Genomic DNA, 17,110 nt, shown 5'->3' with positions numbered 1-17,110 from the left:
TATGAAAATTTTAATCAGTTTTTTTATAATGATTTTATCAGTCCAAAATTATGGACAAAATAAATCAATTGCAAAAGATAAAATAAAGGTATTAGAGAATACTGCCCAAGAAAGTATTTTTGTGCATTATAATTCATCTTTATTTATGGTTGGTGAATATATGTATTACAAAATTTATTGTTTGAATTCAGAAACCAACAAATTAAGTCATATAAGTAAGATAGCTTATTTAGAATTGGTAGATAAAGAAGGAGAGCGTGTATTTAAACAAAAGATAAGATTGGATAATGGTTTTGGTCAAGGGGATTTCTTTTTACCAGTTGATACGCGATCTGGAAATTATAAACTAGTTGCGTACACAAAGTGGATGAGTAACTGGGGCCAAGAAATTTTTTTTAGTGACGATGTGATTATTTTAAATCCATACAGTAATAATCAAAGGGATTTTCTTGAATCAGAAGTCTCTAAGGAAGATTTACAGAGCAAGAGTGATTTAAGACCTTCCAATTCTGCGCTATCTGAGTTAAATAAAAGTCCTCTACAATTATTTATTTCAAAAAAAAATTATGGAAAAAGAGATGAGGTTATTATGGAATTTGAAGGAATTAATTCCAAAAAAATTCCAGATGGAGAATATTCGATTTCAGTAAGAAAGTATAGCCCAGTTTTCCCAAATCAAAAAAAAACGACTGTTGATCATTTAGAGTCAAAAGAGATTTCACCACCTACATTTGATAATAATATTACACTTCCTGAGCTAAGAGGAGAACTTGTTACTGGTAGAGTCGTTGCCAAAAGTACAGATATACCGCTAGAAAATCTCAAAATAGCTTTTTCTGTTCCGGGTGAGGACTATCAATTAAAAATTGCCAGAACAGATGTCCTTGGTCAGTTCCATGCCAACATTACAAAACCCTACAGAAGTGAAGAAATTTTGATTCAACTTATCGACGATAATGTCGATGGACTTACTATTGAGTTAGATGATTTTGCTAGTCCCTTCAATTCAGATAAGGTTAAGTTTGAATCTTTCAGATTAAATCCCGAAATGAATGATTTAATATTAAAGAGAAGTATTCAGAATCAGATAGAAAATGCTTATTTTAAAGTAAAACCTGATACAATAACAAGTAATGTTAATGAACTCAATTTCTATGGTACTAAGGGTATAACTTATCTTTTAGACGACTATACTAGATTCCCTACTATCAAAGAAACGGTTCTTGAAATTTTAGATAATGTATGGCTTACAGAAAACAAAAATGATAAATATGTCTTTAATTTAAGAACACTCAATGGAGAATTTAACAATTCAGAGTTTACGTCCCTACTTATAGTAGATGGGCTTTTTGTCAAAGATCAAGATTATTTCATAAATAACTTCAGTTCAAATTCAATTGAACAAATCAATATCGTAAAAGAATATTATAGGATGGGATCCCAGATTTTTGATGGAATAATTGATATAAAAACATTCGACCAAAATTACGCTGCACTAGCAAGCAAAAATGATATGACAGCTCTGAAACTGAATAGACAGACTGAAATTAAAAACTATTTCCGCCAAAGTTATGGGAACGAATCCTCAAAAGATTTAGAACGTATTCCTGATTTGAGGCAACAACTTCTATGGCTTCCAAATTTTGAAATTGATGATACTCAACGTATAACTTTTTTTACTTCGGATTTAAAAGGTGATTTCGAAATATCTATAGAAGGATTCACTCACACTGGAAAACCGGTCTCTATTCTAGATACTATTACCGTTGAATGATTTTTGACAATGATTTATATGATATTGGAGAATTCAAAATTTAGGCGCAGCATATGTGTATTTGCAGTATTGCTGTCTTTCTTTATAGGATGTACTGAGCCTTTTGAGGCTCCTGAAGAGGACTTTGAGGATATCTTGGTTATAGATGCTCTTATTACCAGTCAAGAAAAACATCAGGAAATATATATCTCCAATACTTTTTTGTTCGGTAGTACAGTACAAACGGAGAATGGAGCAAGCGTTTCAATATCCGACGATATGGGTAACAACTTCGTATTCAGTGAGGCCGAACCTGGTACTTATATCTCTGATGCTACTTTTGGTGTTCAATCTGGAGTTTCCTATACACTTTCCATAAATACCTCAAATGGAAATTCTTTTAGAGCAGGGCCATTATTAATTTCGCAAGATGCGGAACTAGAGGGTATAATACCCGTAAGAAGTACTGATGATAATGGACAAGAGGGTATTTCAATATTGGCAAACAGCTTCGATCCAGAGGGTGAAGCAGTTTTTTACAGATATGATTATGAGGAGACCTTTAAAGTAGTTTCCGTGGCTGATCCTATTTACGATTTAGTAGTTGTTTCCGAAACACCTCCAACGCTAGAGAGAGTTGCTAAAACTAGGGAGGAAAATATTTGTTATCGAACACAGCTCTCAAACGAAATATTGATAGCGACTGCTGAAAATTTATCAGAAAGCAGGATACGGGATTTCCCAGTTAGATTCCTTCCCAAAACAGCTTTTGAACTTCGTAGTAGGTACAGTATATTAGTGAACCAGTATGTTCAATCACGGACCGCCCAGACATTTTATGAAGATTTGCGCGATTTTTCAAATGTACGTACGGTTTTTGCCCAAACGCAACCGGGTTTTATAAAAGGCAATATTGTTGCTGAAAACACTAACGGAACAAGGGTATTGGGACTTTTCGAGGTTTCACAGGTAAACTCGCAGAGAATATTCTTGGAGTACGAAGATTTTTTTTCGGACAATGACCCACCTAATTTTATAAGAGATTGTCCTACTGATCAATATCCTTTAAGTAGTCCAATACTTTTTGATCTTATCAAATCCGGTACACATAAATACAGAGGTGAGGAGCCCACTCCTCTTCAAAATCTATATATAGTAAGTCCAAGGGGATGTATAGACTGTACGGTTTATGGAACTACAGAAGTACCTGATTTTTGGGAAGAATAATTAAGAAAATATAATACAACATATTAATCAAAATATGACCTTTATATATTGAACTCTTGATTAAAGAAGTATTCACAAAAACCAGATACAATTTTATCATAGTTTTATATTTAAAAAAAAGTTTTTACGTTAAATGGAATGTAACCAACAAAATCATGAAATTAAAACCCTTGGCCCTAAAATTGATTCTTTCTTCCTTATTGATCTCATACATCACATCTTGCAACGAAAAAAAAGAAGGACCTAAAGAACCTATTGGGGAAAACGAAGAAAATCAGGTTGATACCACCAATCTCCCGATAGAAAATTTAAACCTGCCTGATGGATTTAAAATTTCGGTATTCGCAGAAGGAATCGACGGTGCTCGATCTATGGCAATGGGCGATGACGATACGCTTTTCGTGGGAACCAGAAATGAAAATACAGTTTACGCACTCAAAGACACTGATGGCGATTTTAAGGCTGAAAAAATAATGGTTTTGGATTCAACACTGGAAGTTCCAAACGGAATAGCTTTTAGGGACGGAGCTTTATATGTTGCGGAAGTTGGGCGGTTGCTCAAATATCCAAATATAGAACAGAATTTGTCCAACCCGCCACAACCCGAAGTAATTTACGATGATTATCCAAAGGAATTTCATCACGGATGGAAGTACATTGCTTTTGGTCCAGATGGAAAATTATATGTCCCCGTTGGCGCACCTTGCAATATCTGTGAAAGTGAAGATGAACGTTTTGCATCTATTACACGTATGGACCCGGACGGGAGCGATAGGGAAATATATGCCAAAGGGGTTAGAAATACAGTGGGCTTTACATGGCACCCAGAAACTGGAGAACTTTGGTTTACGGATAACGGGCGCGACATGATGGGAGACGACATACCTCCCTGTGAACTTAATAAAGTTACTGTCCCAGGTGATCATTTTGGTTATCCCTACTGCCACGGAGGAACGGTAAAGGACCCAGAGTTTGGAGATAAATTTCCATGCGCTGATTTCATACCTCCCGTACAGAATTTAGGAGCACATGTAGCCCCTTTGGCAGTTAAATTTTATACCGGCAATATGTTCCCTAGCGAGTATAAAGGCCATGCTTTTATAGCAGAACATGGCTCTTGGAACCGTTCTTCAAAAGTTGGTTATAAAATTTCACTGGTTAAATTAGAAGGTAATAAAGCTGTAAGCTATGAAACTTTTTTGGATGGTTGGCTCAATGAGGACAGCCAAGAACAATTTGGCAGGCCTGTAGATATTTTGTTCTTGGAAGACGGGTCCATGTTGATTTCCGATGACTACGGAGATGCTATTTATAGGGTTTCCTATTCTGATACTCAAGTGGCGAGCATAAACTAAGGACTGAAAAAATCCAGTTATTGAAGAGGCTAAAAAAAAATTTAAAAAGAATGCTTTTCTTCATTTTGGGCCTCATTGGGATTCTTGTCATCATATATTTCATCTTTGTAAATTTTTACCCAAGCTTTGGAGGAAATGTTACTAATGAGCTTCAAAAAAGTTATTCCGGTTCAGCTAATTTTTCAAATGGTAAATTTAAAAATGTAAAGAATGTACCTGAAGATTTGGGTTTCTGGCAGACGTTGGGAATTGCAAGAAAATTTTTCTTTACAAAAGTTCCCAAAGGAGTACCTGAAGAACCAATTCAAGTTCAAAAGTTGGATTCAGCAGCTATAGCTGATTACAATAGTGATACAAGAATGATTTGGTTTGGGCATTCTGCTTTTCTCTTACAAATAAGCAATAAAAATATATTGATAGATCCCATGCTAAGCAATGTACCGGCACCACATCCATTGTTGGGAAGTGGACGTTTTAGTAAAGAACTACCATTGCAAATAGAAAAACTGCCACAAATTGATGCTGTTTTGATCTCTCATGATCACTACGACCATCTAGATTATGAATCCATTCGCAATTTAAAACATAAGGTCGGACATTTTTACACACCGCTGGGTGTTGGTATCCATTTACGGGCGTGGGGTGTGCCACAAAATAAAATAACAGAATTGGATTGGTGGGAAGAACAAAATTTTGATGGTTTGAAATTTGTCTGTACTCCAGCGCAACATTTCTCTGGGCGAAAGATCAATGACCGTCAAAGTACATTATGGAGTTCATGGATAATCCAGTCGGAGACCGAAAACATTTTCTTTAGCGGCGATAGCGGCTATGCCAATCATTTTAAGGAAATAGGGCAAAAGTACGGCCCATTTGATTTTGCCTTGATGGAATGTGGGCAGTATAATGAATCTTGGCCTGATATTCATATGTTTCCCGAGGAGACAGTGCAAGCAGGGTTGGATGTGAAAGCCAAATACATTATGCCCATACATTGGGGAGCATTCAAGCTCTCACTTCATTCTTGGACAGACCCTATTGAGCGTATCTCCAAAACGGCAAAAGAACTCAAGGTTCCATTGATAACACCCAAAATCGGTGAACCAATAATCCTTGATAAATTTCCTGAACCAAAAGATACATGGTGGCGTTAAGAATATATCCGGAAATGCTTTAATCTATTTAGTTTCTACAATTTTGTCCAAAATTGGATTTAAAGATGTGGGTAGCTCAAAAATTTCAAGTTTAAAATAGCGGAGTGCCGCCAATAAATGGTCAAATATATCAGCCATAATATATTCATAGCTTTCCCATCGCTTGTCACTGCTAAAAGCATATATTTCCAAAGGAATTCCCTGAGGGGTTGGACTCAATTGACGTGTCATCAAAGTCATATCCTTATTGATGGCAGAATGATTTTCAAGATAATTCTCAATGTATTTACGGAAAACCCCAATGTTGGTTAGATTCCTTCCATTGATTGCCAAGTCCTTATTAATTCCGTTTTCTTTATTGTACGACCTGATTTTCTCATTTCTATTTTCCAAATATGATTGAATTAGCTCAATATTTTTAAGGGATTCAATATCTTCTGAAGTTAAAAACCGAATGCTTTTCTGCCTAATGATCAATGCTCTTCTGATTCGTCTTCCACCGGATTTCTGCATGCCCCTCCAATTTTTAAAAGAATCCGATATCAGCGCATAAGTAGGAATGGTTGTTATGGTCTTGTCAAAATTTTGCACCTTGACCGTTGCCAAACTGATTTCAATAACATCCCCGTCCGCGCCATATTTCTCAAAAGTTATCCAGTCTCCAATACGCACCATATCGTTGATGCTTACCTGTATACTTGCCACCAGACCCAATATGGAATCCTTAAAAATGAGGAGTATTACCGCGGAGGCAGCCCCTAGTGCAGTAAAGAATTTCCATATTGTAGTATCTGTAATAATTGCAAAAATTGTCAGAACACCACCAATCCAAGCAAAAATCATAAAAACCTGAATATAACTGTCAAGAGGCTTATCCCTTAAATGTGGTAAGGTTCTTAAATAATCCCTAACAGTTGCGAGCAGTTTCCTTACCAATGTCAGAACCAATAAAACGGAAAATATCAAAAGTATTTTCAAGATTATAGAACCCGCATAGTCAAAACCAATAAAAGCCAACGGCATGAGTTCAAAAAGCAATAACAACGGTATTATGTGCGCCACATATCTAGGAACACTGTTGGCCACAAGAAAATCGTCAAAATTGGTTTTTGTTCTTCTGGCTAAACGTATTGAAAATTGGCGTAAAATCTTCCATAGAACAAAATCCAATAGCCAAGCTATAACTAAGATTACCAAGAATAGAACAATCAAATTGATGTAGGAAGCCATAAATTGCTCCATTCCCGTTTTCAGTAAATATTCGTAGAGTAATCGGCTATATTTGGTGTCCATATTTACAAATAGAATAAAATCATTTTGCAAAAATATGGCTTAATCGGTAGGAAGGCTGTACTAAAGCAATACTTTTTAAATATATGAACAACCCTTAATCAATAATAAAACCTTTCAATTTAGCATGTTCCAAAATAGCTTCGGTGTTATCTACCTGTAACATTTCTACATGCTTGGTATCTTTTATATATTGGGTCAAATTTTTTGTTTTGGACCGGTTTCGAACGTTTCTAATATAAATAGATAATATTCTATTCGGGAACAGCTTCGCAATTTCAGAATAAATTTGTGGGTCAAGGTCCTCTGCATCACCGATTAGGATGAAATTCATCTTTGGATAACTTTCAAGAATATGTTTTATTTTAATAAACTTATTGCCCTCTAAAAATGAGGTTCGCTTCTTATTTTCCAAACCTATATCACGCAAGAGCAATGTGCCGCGCGGAAAATTGTTCTTTTCAAGAAAGGCAATTAGATAATCATATAGATTCCATGGGCTATTGGACAAATAGAAAAATGGATTTTCTCTGTATCCAGTGCTTCCTCCGTGTAAAAGGGTGTAGAGTTCTTGTGCACCTTCAAGCGGCAGTCTTTTATCACTGTGCTTTCCTAAAGTATTTACCAAAACTTTCCATTTTAATATGGAGTCCAAACCCGTATGTAGCACTGTTTCGTCCATATCACTGATGACTCCAAACTCACAAGTTTGGGAGGGCTTCATGACGGGGTGTGTTATGGAAAAAAGCTCCATACCGTTTTTATTTAATTTATAGGTAATGGGTATCCACAGTGTACGTTCATGGTTCAGTGACATGCCATGAGCTTTATTTAGGTATATATAGCCTTCATTATCAGAAACCAAAGTTTCTTGACCGCCTTCCCACGTTACATAGACCTTGACATTTTCCTTTTCATCAGTTTCAAATCTTTTAAATGACCTGAACAGATTGCCGGATATTGAATCGCTGGAATGTTCATCCAATCCTTCATCTTCAAGAACCCTTGCCTGTGCATGAATTTTATCGTTGGTGGCATAACCGCCATATGGCATAATGATTACTGGGTCCGGGTCATCGATTAATCGGGAAATGTATCTGAACATATTATTTTATTGATTATTGATAGAAGATTTTCTGCTCCTAAATTAGGACTCCAAATATTGATACCTTAACTCCATAAAAATAAATTTTAATCGTCTTGAAATGAAGAATATGGTCTTGGAAGGTTCAATCAATTTCTGATAAGGTTTTGTGGCAGAACCAGTATATGGGTTAAAATATAATCTTTCAGAGCCTATTTATTTTTTGCGGGAGGGTATATTGCTATTGCAATATATTTAATTCTGAAAGAATACATTTTAAGCACTATAAATAAAGATTACAATCATAAAAATTTATATATGGACAAAAAAATGAAGTATACAGTTTTTATAGTTTTCGCTACGTTGGTTTCCTGTAATCAGATTAAACAACAATTTTCAGATGGGGAATCAGAAGAAAACAATTCTGTTGAAAAAATTTCAGAAACACCAATGGAACCATTGGAAACTGCTTTTGAGCAAGAACATAAAGTAAAGGAGTATTTGATCGCTGATTTCAATACCGATGGAAAAAAAGACACTTTATTTCTATCGGCAAACGCAGAAATTGATGACCAGAGAAGAATTGTTTGGAACGATGCACAATCTTGGAAAGTATATATCAATATTAATGGAGAGGCAAAGAACATCTATGCTGAGGATATCCAACTTGGTAAACTGGAACTTTACTATGACCGTGAAAATAATTTAATCTATCTAGTGGAGAACGCTCCTTATCAAAAAAAGAAATTCAAGGTTGCTCCAAAAAGTAATTTTGAAGTGACAGAAATTGATAAAGCGCCAGAGATGATAAAATTTGAAGCTTTGACACTTGATTAATTTTTCAAAACTAAATGAATCGGATCATAACCATTCCAAGAAATCCAACTGCCTGTTACTAAAAGCTTTCCATGCTGTTGTCCCTCATTAAACGCATTTTTAAAAGTATATCTTTTATAACTTTTCTTATTTCGGCGGCGTTTGGAATGCTAGCCGTTTTATTGGTTCTCTTTCCAGACAATCTTTTTGAAAGCTACCCCAAGCTCTTGATCAAAAATCCAGATAATATAAAGTTTATCCTAGCTTTTACAATTGGTGGCCTGTTTACCCTAACTATTTTCACCTATACTATGTTGATGAACGTATTAAACAGAAGTATCAGTAATTATTCCCCTCGGCTCATACCCTTGATACTGCACGAACGTCACCACCAGATTATATTGGGCACTACCAGTGGGACCATTATTTATTGCCTTGTCCTTTCTTTGTTCGTCTCCAGTGAATCAAACGATAAATTTCCTACGCTTGGAGCACCACTGACCATTTTTTTTGGGATTGTCTGTGTTTTTATGTTCATCTATTTTATTCACGCGGTATCGCAAAGTATACATGTAAATTATGTGGTCAGGAGATCCTATGAGCATACAAAAAGAATTATTTTGGATATGTTGCAAATAAACGATAGACTTTCTTGTGTTGAGGATGATAAAGCCAGATGGAACCATTCCATCTCATTTGAACATTGCGGCTATTTGAATGCGATACGAAGGGAGAAACTTCTTCGAATCTCCGCTAAATATAATGTTCATTTCAAACTACTAAAACCAATGGGCAGCTTTGTATATGAGGGAGAGGCAGTACTAAGTATTTCCAAGGAACTTGATAAAGCATTGGAGAAGAAAATAAAAAGATGCATAGCAATAGATCGAAACGAAGCTGTGGATGTGATTGAAATCGGTTTTAAGCACCTTGTGGAAGTTGCCGTAAAAGCGAGTTCTCCTGCAATCAATGACCCGGGCACTTCCATTATAGTAATAGATTATCTTACACAGTTATTTTTATTGAGAAAAAAAATACCCTCTTTTAATAGGGTTGATTCACATAACGATGGAGTTTTATATTTTAACCTCATTCCCTTGGAACAATTAAAAAAATACGTGTTCAGGGAAATGGAAATATATATGAAAAATGACGATATACTGTTGCAAAAACTTAATGAATCCAAAAAAATTCTTTCAGAACTTAATCCTGAAGTACCGAATTAGAATTCCGTCAGTTGGTTTCGATTTCTATTACCATACCCATTTTCCATCAAATAAAAGAACAACAGGCCAGAAAAATACATGAGGACATCAAATACATCTGCTGTGTAGCGATCGTTCACACTGGGCAGGTAATATTCAAAATATATGGTGAAAATGACCGTAATGAGTACTAATAGCGAAAATGGTATGCGCAACGTAATATCAGATTTAATATAGCGGACCGCGGTTTGGCAAATAAAAAGAACAATGGGCATGCACAAAAAATCATTTAGATGGTTATTCACAAATAATGGAAGGCCAATAGCAAAGTATTGTGCCATATAAATTATTATTGCCAGTATGGTGAAGACAGGGAAATAGATTTTTGATATATAATACATTACTTTTTTTAGAAGTTTTGGCATACCAATTACTTTTAATTTATGCAGCAATATACCCAAGCACAAAGGCCAAAAAAGACCCGATCGCGATAACGATTACCCAAATGGAATAGAAAAATTTGGCCGTATATCTTATTAAGGGGTTTGAGTGTTCTTTCGTGCTTTCAAAAAACAGTGAAATTTTATTGGGTTTCTTTTCTTTATTTTCTTGCTGTTTTTTTTGTGTACGCCGTTCCCTGTCCAGCTCACGTTTTAAGTTTACGTTTATCAATTGCCCGCACTGTTTGCAATGGTCTCGGTTCAAGTTGACCGTTCCACAGTTTGTACATCTTCTATATACTTCTTTATCCATAAAATTTTAATCAAAAATCACTATATTTTTCAGAAACACTAATTTCAGTATAAAATAGAATTAAAAAATTATTTTTCCAATATAGATTTCAACCATTATTACATTTTAGGAAGGCACTATTTATCTGGACAAATCAAAAATTAATCTAACCTTAAAGTATAACGATTATGGACAATACACATTTTACACAAATCTTTGAAGCTGATTCCAAGGCCCTACAAATGGGACTGGTTTTAAGGAAGCTGGTATTTTCATCTTTTTCAAATATTGATGAATCCATTGCAGGGGGAGCGAAGGTAAAATTGGCTTTGTACAGTAGGGGAGGAAAAAATAATGTACTATGCGGAATCCAAAAAGGGGCAGGGGATTCCTGTATGCTGTACGTACATCATATAGATAAGATAGACCATGATAGATTAAAGTTCAGTGGAAGTGGTAAGCATGCAAAAAGAATCAAGTTCTTTGACGAAAAAGAAATTGTCGAAGATGATATCGTTTGGTTGTTCAATTTGGTAAAACAAAATGCACCTTATTAAATTTTGTTCTTATGGTTTCTTTAGAATAAATACTGCATATTTTCAATTTGACGTGCATTATGTTCAGAAAAAAGCTAAATATTTACTATCTTACTGGTATTCAAAGTTTTGTTCCCCTTTAACTAAAAGCATATTCAATATGAAAATAAGTAAAGAGGATATTCCCGTAACCATGCAATCTCCTGATACTATTATGAGGGCCCTCCCAAATTATGGCGGTATGACCGTATGTTTTAATGAACTTCCAAAAGGAACGGATTTTACACCTTTGCTAAAAGGTTTGGAAAACAATAGCTGTCATTGTCCACATTGGGGTTATGTTCTGGAAGGCTCCATACGCTGTATTTACGATGACGGTTCTGAAGAAACGGTAGAGGCCGGCGATGTTTTTTATTGGCCATCAGGTCATACTGCTATTGTAAAAGATGATGTAAAAATGATCGACTTTAGCCCAACGAAGGAATTCAACGAGGTTATCGCACATGTAGGTAAAATGATGGCTGAATCTAGCTGATATTGTTTGTCGTATAATTAATTGTTGCCAAGCTGAAGCTTGTGATATTTTTATCTGCTTGAATTTTTGATTGCTTAGGAAATAGGCCTTTTTTTATCTTAAATTTCTGGGAATGGTAAATACGTTCTTTAAAATCCTAAGCAATTCTTCTAATTGATTATAGCGTATTTTAATTTGCTCAATTGCCATAAAATTTACTCCAAAAGGTAACAGCTTTGTCATCTTGCCTTAATAAATTTATTTTTACGTGAATTTATCAATCAAGATTTCCCCAAATTATCCTTTACATGTTCAATCCCCGTGTTTCATGTTTTATTATTAGACCGCTACTTATTGTATTGTTATTTTTTTCGAATAATCGGCTATTAGGGCAGGATTTTAAGGATTTTAAAGAGATTTTTACGTTTTATCCCAATAAAAAGGCCGCTTTAGAGGACAGTACATTGTACATGGCCAAATTGGTGGCAGCACCCGTTATTAGCTTTTCGCCAGAAACAAGTTTAGGTATGGGCATTGGTGCCAAATACCTTTTTAAATTTAGGGGAAGTGGGGACGAGACGAGAACCTCCAATATGCCCGTAACATTGCAGTACACGTTGAACAATCAGTTTATCGTATACTCGGGGTTCGAAATATTCACCAATCAAGAAAGTTGGGTCATTGAGGGCAACCTTCGTTTTCAAAATTATCCCAGATTATTCTATGGTATCGGTCGTGATACGCCAAAGGATGTTGAGGAAGAATACAATTATTATCAAGCTCTTGTCGAACCCATTTTTTTAAAGCAAACATTTCGTTATCTCTTTGTTGGTGCCGGGATTCGGTACAATCATGTTTTTAACGTTGATACTATAGAAGAGGGTATATTGGAAACCGACCAGCCGACAGGTTATAACGGGTCTACTTCTGCTGGTGCGGAGCTTGCCGTTCTATATGATAATAGAAATAATATTTTGAATGCAGAAAGGGGTTGGTATATGGAGTTTACCCATGGTTTTTATGGCAAAATTCTGGGTGGCACCCACAAATTTGAACTCACCAGATTCGATTTAAGGCATTATTTAAAACCTTTTAGAAAGAAAAACGATGTTTTGGCATTTCAGTTGATAGGGCATTTCTCCCATGGTGATGTCCCGTTTTCCGAGCTCGCCCTTTTCGGTAGTGACGAAATTCTAAGGGGTTACCGAGAAGGAAGGTATGTTGAACGAAACCTCCTTGCGGGACAATTGGAATATCGAAAGACGTTTGGTGACTCAAGATACGGTATGGTAGCCTTTGTTGGTGGCGGTGACGTTTATAGAAATCTTGGGGACTTCAATTTCAAGAATATAAGACCCAATTTTGGATTGGGCCTACGCTTTTTGTTGGATAAAAAAGAAAATCTCAATATCCGATTGGATTGGGGGTTCGGGGATGACTCCAATAATATTTACCTGAACATTGCAGAGGCTTTTTAAGTGATGTTCCTGTCATAACCTCTACTGGTCATTCTTTGTAGTTTTATCATTTCCTCAGGGTTTCTTGATCTACAGTTCATCTAGTCAGCTGTGCAATAGCAAGAGGAAAATAATTGCGCATAAAGTATTAATCTATTTACGGATTTTAATTTTCTTGCATATTTAAGTAATAAATTACTTGTTAATTAATTATCTTCAATCAAAAAGCCTCTTACCGATGGATTTAATACTCTACAATACATTGCTCAGCTATTTTAAGGCTGTTGACATTTATGTTTCACCCAATGAGTTAAAACTTCAACTCTTTAGTCATCCAGACACACCTTCATTATACGCAGTATCAGAAACGCTGAATTTTCTTAAAATTGATAACGTAGCTGCCAAAGTGGAACCGGGGCAATTGGAGATTTTACCTGATAATTTTATTGCTTTCTTAAAAAATAATGAAGGAATTAAACATTTCGCCCATATAAAAAAACTGAAGAGTGGAAGTTTACTTTCCAATACCAACGATAAATTTTCTAAAAAAGAATTTTTAAAGCGATGGGACGGTATTGTCCTAATAGCAGATGAGGAAAATAAAAGGCAAGTTTCTACTGACGTTTGGAGCAAAATTCCATATATACTTTCAATTTTTTTGATACTGCTATTTTTTTGGTCTGATCCTTTCCTTCTTTCCTTCTGCATTATTTCAATAATTGGATTTTATCTTTCTGAAGAAATATTCAAGACCAGCCATAAAATGGTGTCATCTTTAGGGGAGAAGATTTGTGGAGAAGACAAAGAGAGGAGCTGTAGTACTGTATTGGATTCTGAAAAATATAGCATATTCGTATTTTCCTTTAATGATTTCCTTTTCGCCTTTTTCGCTTCAAACTTGATTTTTACAGTGTTTTCTGGAAGTTTTAATTTCATGCATATTGTGGTCTATACCATTGCACTTTTAACGGTCCTGACAACTGTCTTTATTCAAAAATTTATTGCAAGGGCCTGGTGTCCTTTATGTTTATTATCCAGTACATGTATTGTATTCCAAGCCATTTTCGTCTTTCTACATACAGATTTTCGGCAAATGTGGAATTTCTCCGACTCTCTAAGAAGCATACTCGAAGAAATATCTTTTTTTATTTTACTTTTCTCAATGGCACTCTTGATTATATACAACTTTCGGAAATTACGAATAGAGAACTACGGACTTAACGCCAATATAATTGATTTGCTCAGGTTCAAGCGTTCTCAAAGAATAATTGAAATGGTTCTTTCGGACTGTAAGCGTATTGACAATCTGAAGGTCAACAATGCATTAAAGTCTAGTAATAATGCAGCCCATGAGATTCGCTTGGTGTTATCCACAACATGCAGTTACTGTAAAAGCGCTTTTAATTCGTTCTATGCATTTTATCAACAAGAAGAAAATCGATATCAATTCCAGATTATCTTTAATCATCATGAAGTCAGTAGTTCAAAACGCAACCATGTAGCGGCAAATTTGATTCAGGAATATCAAAATAAAGGTTTTGATGCGTTGCTCCATCAGCTGCACAATTGGTTTAACAATTCTTTTTCCAATATCGATTTAGAGTCCTATTCGGGAAACATTAAAGATGAAAACTATGCTATATTATTTGAACAAAGGGATTGGTCCAAAGAAAACAGTCTATTTCATACACCTATTTTGATAATTGATGATATAATAGTCCCTGAATATTATGACAGTTCATTCCTTGGTGATATGCTAAATGCAATAGAGGAAAATAAATAACAACTATTGATTATAAAGTAGTTAAAATGTTAAAATATAAGTATTTAACACTTATTGGGTAGGATTTATCTTATAATATTTATATATTTAATTCATATTAATGGCAAATCTCCAAAGCCCCAATAGTGAAAAAGAGGAGGAATCATTAACATTATATGATATGGAAAAGTTGAATTTAAAGAATTTAAAAAAGCAACAGTTGGATGCTTCTAAAATGAAGAACATTTCAGGTGGATACGGCTACCGATGTCCAACGTACTATTGTACTTATGTTAACCCCAATGCAATTTGCTGTTGGTAGTTATCTAAATATTCTGTAAAAGAATAAATTTAAGTTCAGAGTTTGCCAATTTTGCGGACTTTGAACTTTTTTATGCACTTGTTTATTTCGTTTATAGCTTATAAATTTCCATACTTCAACAACACATGCTTTAAACTTTCTTTAATTCACAGGCAAAATGGTCCCGTAATAAAGAATTTGAATTTGCATAAATTTAAAAAGTACTTCATCAAGTTCCTCATGATTTATATCTAACGTATTTTTCATCAGTTCAAAAAGTTCCTGATAGGTAAATCTTTCTTCATACTTAATAATATCCAATAAAACAGAATCAAAACCTGTTAAGCTTATTTCTTTGGGGGCTATTGGAAGAAAACTGGGTATAAAAAAATAATGTGTATTACGTTGTTCCATATGATCAGGGTAATCAAAATTCCATAAATATGAACTTTTTGCAAGATAATTTGATATGGAAAGATTCATTTTAAATAAGCTTTGACGTTTTTTATCATCTGATTTAGAACAAAATAAGATAGCCAAATTTATTTGCTCCATAGCCAACTTTTCATTTATTCGAGCTGTTTCAAAAACATGATACCTTTGGATTTCGAGCTGATAATAATCTGCAATTATAGATTTTAGATTATCATTTGAATCCAATAATTGTTCAAGAATATTAAAGACATAATCCTTTTTATAGATGCTTAGGAAATTGGAATGATCGATTGAAGAAATCAATGGATTTTCGAATGTGTTTATCCAGTTCAGAAAGTTTTTTCGCGTATTCATAGGCTATGTTCATTACTGAACTTGAGTAATCGTTCATAATGTTCAGGATATTCCAATCGCAGTCTTACTACTATTTGTTCCATATAGGCCGTAGACAGCTTTAGGTGACTTAGTAAGTGAACATATTGGGTCTGGTGGGGTATACCATGAAAAGCCGCTAAATCAAGTTCACCATCAGGTTTATTGAACAGTGTGGCAACTTCTATCCCTTTATGCGCAATGATGTTGCTCAATAAAAACTGTTCATAATAAAGATTGAAGATACTCCCATGCATATCACTGATTTTATCGGTATTGTTATCTATCAACTCAAAAGCTTTACTTGTGTATAATTGAATTGTTTTTAGATCGTTGCCACCAATAATACCCGCATTGATCAATTTAAAGTTCTTTTCATTTTGAATGGTAAACTCCTTGGGCACATTTTTGAAATGCTCAAGTATATAAGGATGTATTTCGGCATATTGCCCAAAATCATAATTAAAACTCTGACAAAACACAGGAGCTTGGAGTATGGGATCAAGAACGGAACCGAAAAGAAAAACATCACCGTCAATATGGCAAAAGGGTTCCTTCTGTAGTTGATATGTATATAGTTTTCCTAATGCCCATGCACCCTCATTGTAATCCTTTATATCGTTCAAAGCATTGGAGAACGAAAGATATGGTAATTGCAGCACGTCCTTAAAAAGATATATGCCATAATCATCCGTGACCAAATGTAGGTTGGGATAATATTTTCTAATGGATAAACAACTATAGGTCCAAGCACAGTAAAACAAAAAAGAATTGGGAAAACCTCCATCATACCTAAACTTCCAATTGTTTTGGTGCTCAACATCAAAAATTGGTTTTGACCAAAAAGATTGAACAAAGCGCATAGAAGTCTATATTTAACTTATCTTAAATGTACGAAAAAAGTTACATATTTTTGTTTGATGCCAAGAATCGAAAAATCCTTTCTTGTAAAGCCGATAAGCAAATATATTCTATGTGAGACGCTGGGTTCTCCCGTAAATAATGAAGGTTAGGAGGGAAGTGCAACCGCATAGTCCCTATTAAATTGCAACATTGGCAATACACCCCGTCTATCAAATATTACCTTCTGTCCGCTACCGCTTTCCACCTAAAGATT

At 34.9% G+C, this 17,110-nt stretch carries 17 protein-coding genes; 11 read left to right on the top strand and 6 right to left on the bottom strand.

From position 1 onward, the window contains the following. The first annotated feature begins 1 nt into the window (after window position 1). From HME9304_RS15580 to HME9304_RS15565, 4 genes are all read left to right on the top strand, one after another. On the top strand, window positions 2-1,774 hold the full coding sequence (locus HME9304_RS15580) for a hypothetical protein (protein ID WP_123877550.1): 1,773 nt from the start codon (window positions 2-4) through the stop codon (window positions 1,772-1,774). A 9-nt stretch (window positions 1,775-1,783) separates the two neighbouring features. Beyond that, a complete protein-coding gene (locus HME9304_RS15575) occupies window positions 1,784-2,980 on the top strand; it encodes a DUF4249 domain-containing protein (protein ID WP_112379457.1) in 1,197 nt (398 codons plus the stop codon). Window positions 2,981-3,135: 155 nt separating this feature from the next. Further along, window positions 3,136-4,335 (top strand): PQQ-dependent sugar dehydrogenase, encoded by a 1,200-nt coding sequence (locus HME9304_RS15570; RefSeq protein ID WP_112379865.1) that lies wholly within the window; start codon window positions 3,136-3,138, stop codon window positions 4,333-4,335. Window positions 4,336-4,385: 50 nt separating this feature from the next. Next, window positions 4,386-5,489: an MBL fold metallo-hydrolase gene (locus tag HME9304_RS15565; protein WP_112379456.1), complete on the top strand. Its 1,104-nt coding sequence runs from the start codon at window positions 4,386-4,388 to the stop codon at window positions 5,487-5,489. 24 nt (window positions 5,490-5,513) lie between these two features. On the opposite strand, the gene HME9304_RS15560 is transcribed toward HME9304_RS15565, so the two are convergent. Both HME9304_RS15560 and HME9304_RS15555 read right to left on the bottom strand, forming a co-directional pair. Next, window positions 5,514-6,782: a mechanosensitive ion channel family protein gene (locus HME9304_RS15560; RefSeq protein ID WP_112379455.1), complete on the bottom strand. Its 1,269-nt coding sequence runs from the start codon at window positions 6,780-6,782 to the stop codon at window positions 5,514-5,516. A gap of 94 nt (window positions 6,783-6,876) precedes the next feature. Continuing rightward, window positions 6,877-7,884, bottom strand: coding sequence for an App1 family protein (locus tag HME9304_RS15555; protein ID WP_112379454.1), 1,008 nt, complete (start codon window positions 7,882-7,884; stop codon window positions 6,877-6,879). 297 nt (window positions 7,885-8,181) lie between these two features. Between HME9304_RS15555 and HME9304_RS15550 the strand changes: the two genes are divergently transcribed. Further along, window positions 8,182-8,700, top strand: coding sequence for a hypothetical protein (locus tag HME9304_RS15550; protein WP_112379453.1), 519 nt, complete (start codon window positions 8,182-8,184; stop codon window positions 8,698-8,700). A gap of 71 nt (window positions 8,701-8,771) precedes the next feature. Next, the gene (locus HME9304_RS15545; RefSeq protein WP_112379452.1) at window positions 8,772-9,905 is read left to right on the top strand and encodes a DUF2254 domain-containing protein; all 1,134 of its coding nucleotides are present in this window, start codon (window positions 8,772-8,774) and stop codon (window positions 9,903-9,905) included. Here HME9304_RS15545 and HME9304_RS15540 read toward each other — a convergent pair. Then, complete coding sequence (locus HME9304_RS15540) at window positions 9,902-10,309, bottom strand: hypothetical protein (RefSeq protein WP_123877544.1); 408 nt, start codon at window positions 10,307-10,309, stop codon at window positions 9,902-9,904. The two genes, HME9304_RS15545 and HME9304_RS15540, sit on opposite strands and share 4 nt — an antisense overlap. 16 nt (window positions 10,310-10,325) lie before the next feature. Beyond that, window positions 10,326-10,637: a hypothetical protein gene (locus HME9304_RS15535; protein WP_112379450.1), complete on the bottom strand. Its 312-nt coding sequence runs from the start codon at window positions 10,635-10,637 to the stop codon at window positions 10,326-10,328. A 167-nt stretch (window positions 10,638-10,804) separates the two neighbouring features. On the opposite strand from HME9304_RS15535, the gene HME9304_RS15530 reads away from it, so the two are divergent. From HME9304_RS15530 to HME9304_RS15510, 5 genes are all read left to right on the top strand, one after another. After that, complete coding sequence (locus HME9304_RS15530; protein ID WP_112379449.1) at window positions 10,805-11,173, top strand: hypothetical protein; 369 nt, start codon at window positions 10,805-10,807, stop codon at window positions 11,171-11,173. Between the two features lie 139 nt (window positions 11,174-11,312). Further along, window positions 11,313-11,687, top strand: coding sequence for a cupin domain-containing protein (locus HME9304_RS15525; protein WP_112379864.1), 375 nt, complete (start codon window positions 11,313-11,315; stop codon window positions 11,685-11,687). 287 nt (window positions 11,688-11,974) lie between these two features. Further along, entirely contained in the window at window positions 11,975-13,144 is a 1,170-nt protein-coding gene (locus HME9304_RS15520) for a BamA/TamA family outer membrane protein (RefSeq protein ID WP_112379448.1), read from the top strand. Between the two features lie 217 nt (window positions 13,145-13,361). Further along, entirely contained in the window at window positions 13,362-14,906 is a 1,545-nt protein-coding gene (locus HME9304_RS15515; protein WP_112379447.1) for a vitamin K epoxide reductase family protein, read from the top strand. Window positions 14,907-15,006: 100 nt separating this feature from the next. Further along, entirely contained in the window at window positions 15,007-15,207 is a 201-nt protein-coding gene (locus HME9304_RS15510; protein WP_112379446.1) for a TIGR04149 family rSAM-modified RiPP, read from the top strand. A 141-nt stretch (window positions 15,208-15,348) separates the two neighbouring features. Here HME9304_RS15510 and HME9304_RS15505 read toward each other — a convergent pair whose 3' ends face one another. Next, entirely contained in the window at window positions 15,349-15,975 is a 627-nt protein-coding gene (locus tag HME9304_RS15505) for a hypothetical protein (protein WP_112379445.1), read from the bottom strand. Next, window positions 15,972-16,856 (bottom strand): DUF6734 family protein, encoded by an 885-nt coding sequence (locus HME9304_RS15500; protein ID WP_112379444.1) that lies wholly within the window; start codon window positions 16,854-16,856, stop codon window positions 15,972-15,974. Before HME9304_RS15500 ends, HME9304_RS15505 begins: the two co-directional genes overlap by 4 nt. Between the last annotated feature and the right edge of the window lie 254 nt (window positions 16,857-17,110).

Source organism: Flagellimonas maritima (assembly GCF_003269425.1).
Classification (GTDB): domain Bacteria; phylum Bacteroidota; class Bacteroidia; order Flavobacteriales; family Flavobacteriaceae; genus Flagellimonas; species Flagellimonas maritima.
This window is presented reverse-complemented; position numbering and strand designations above follow the sequence as displayed.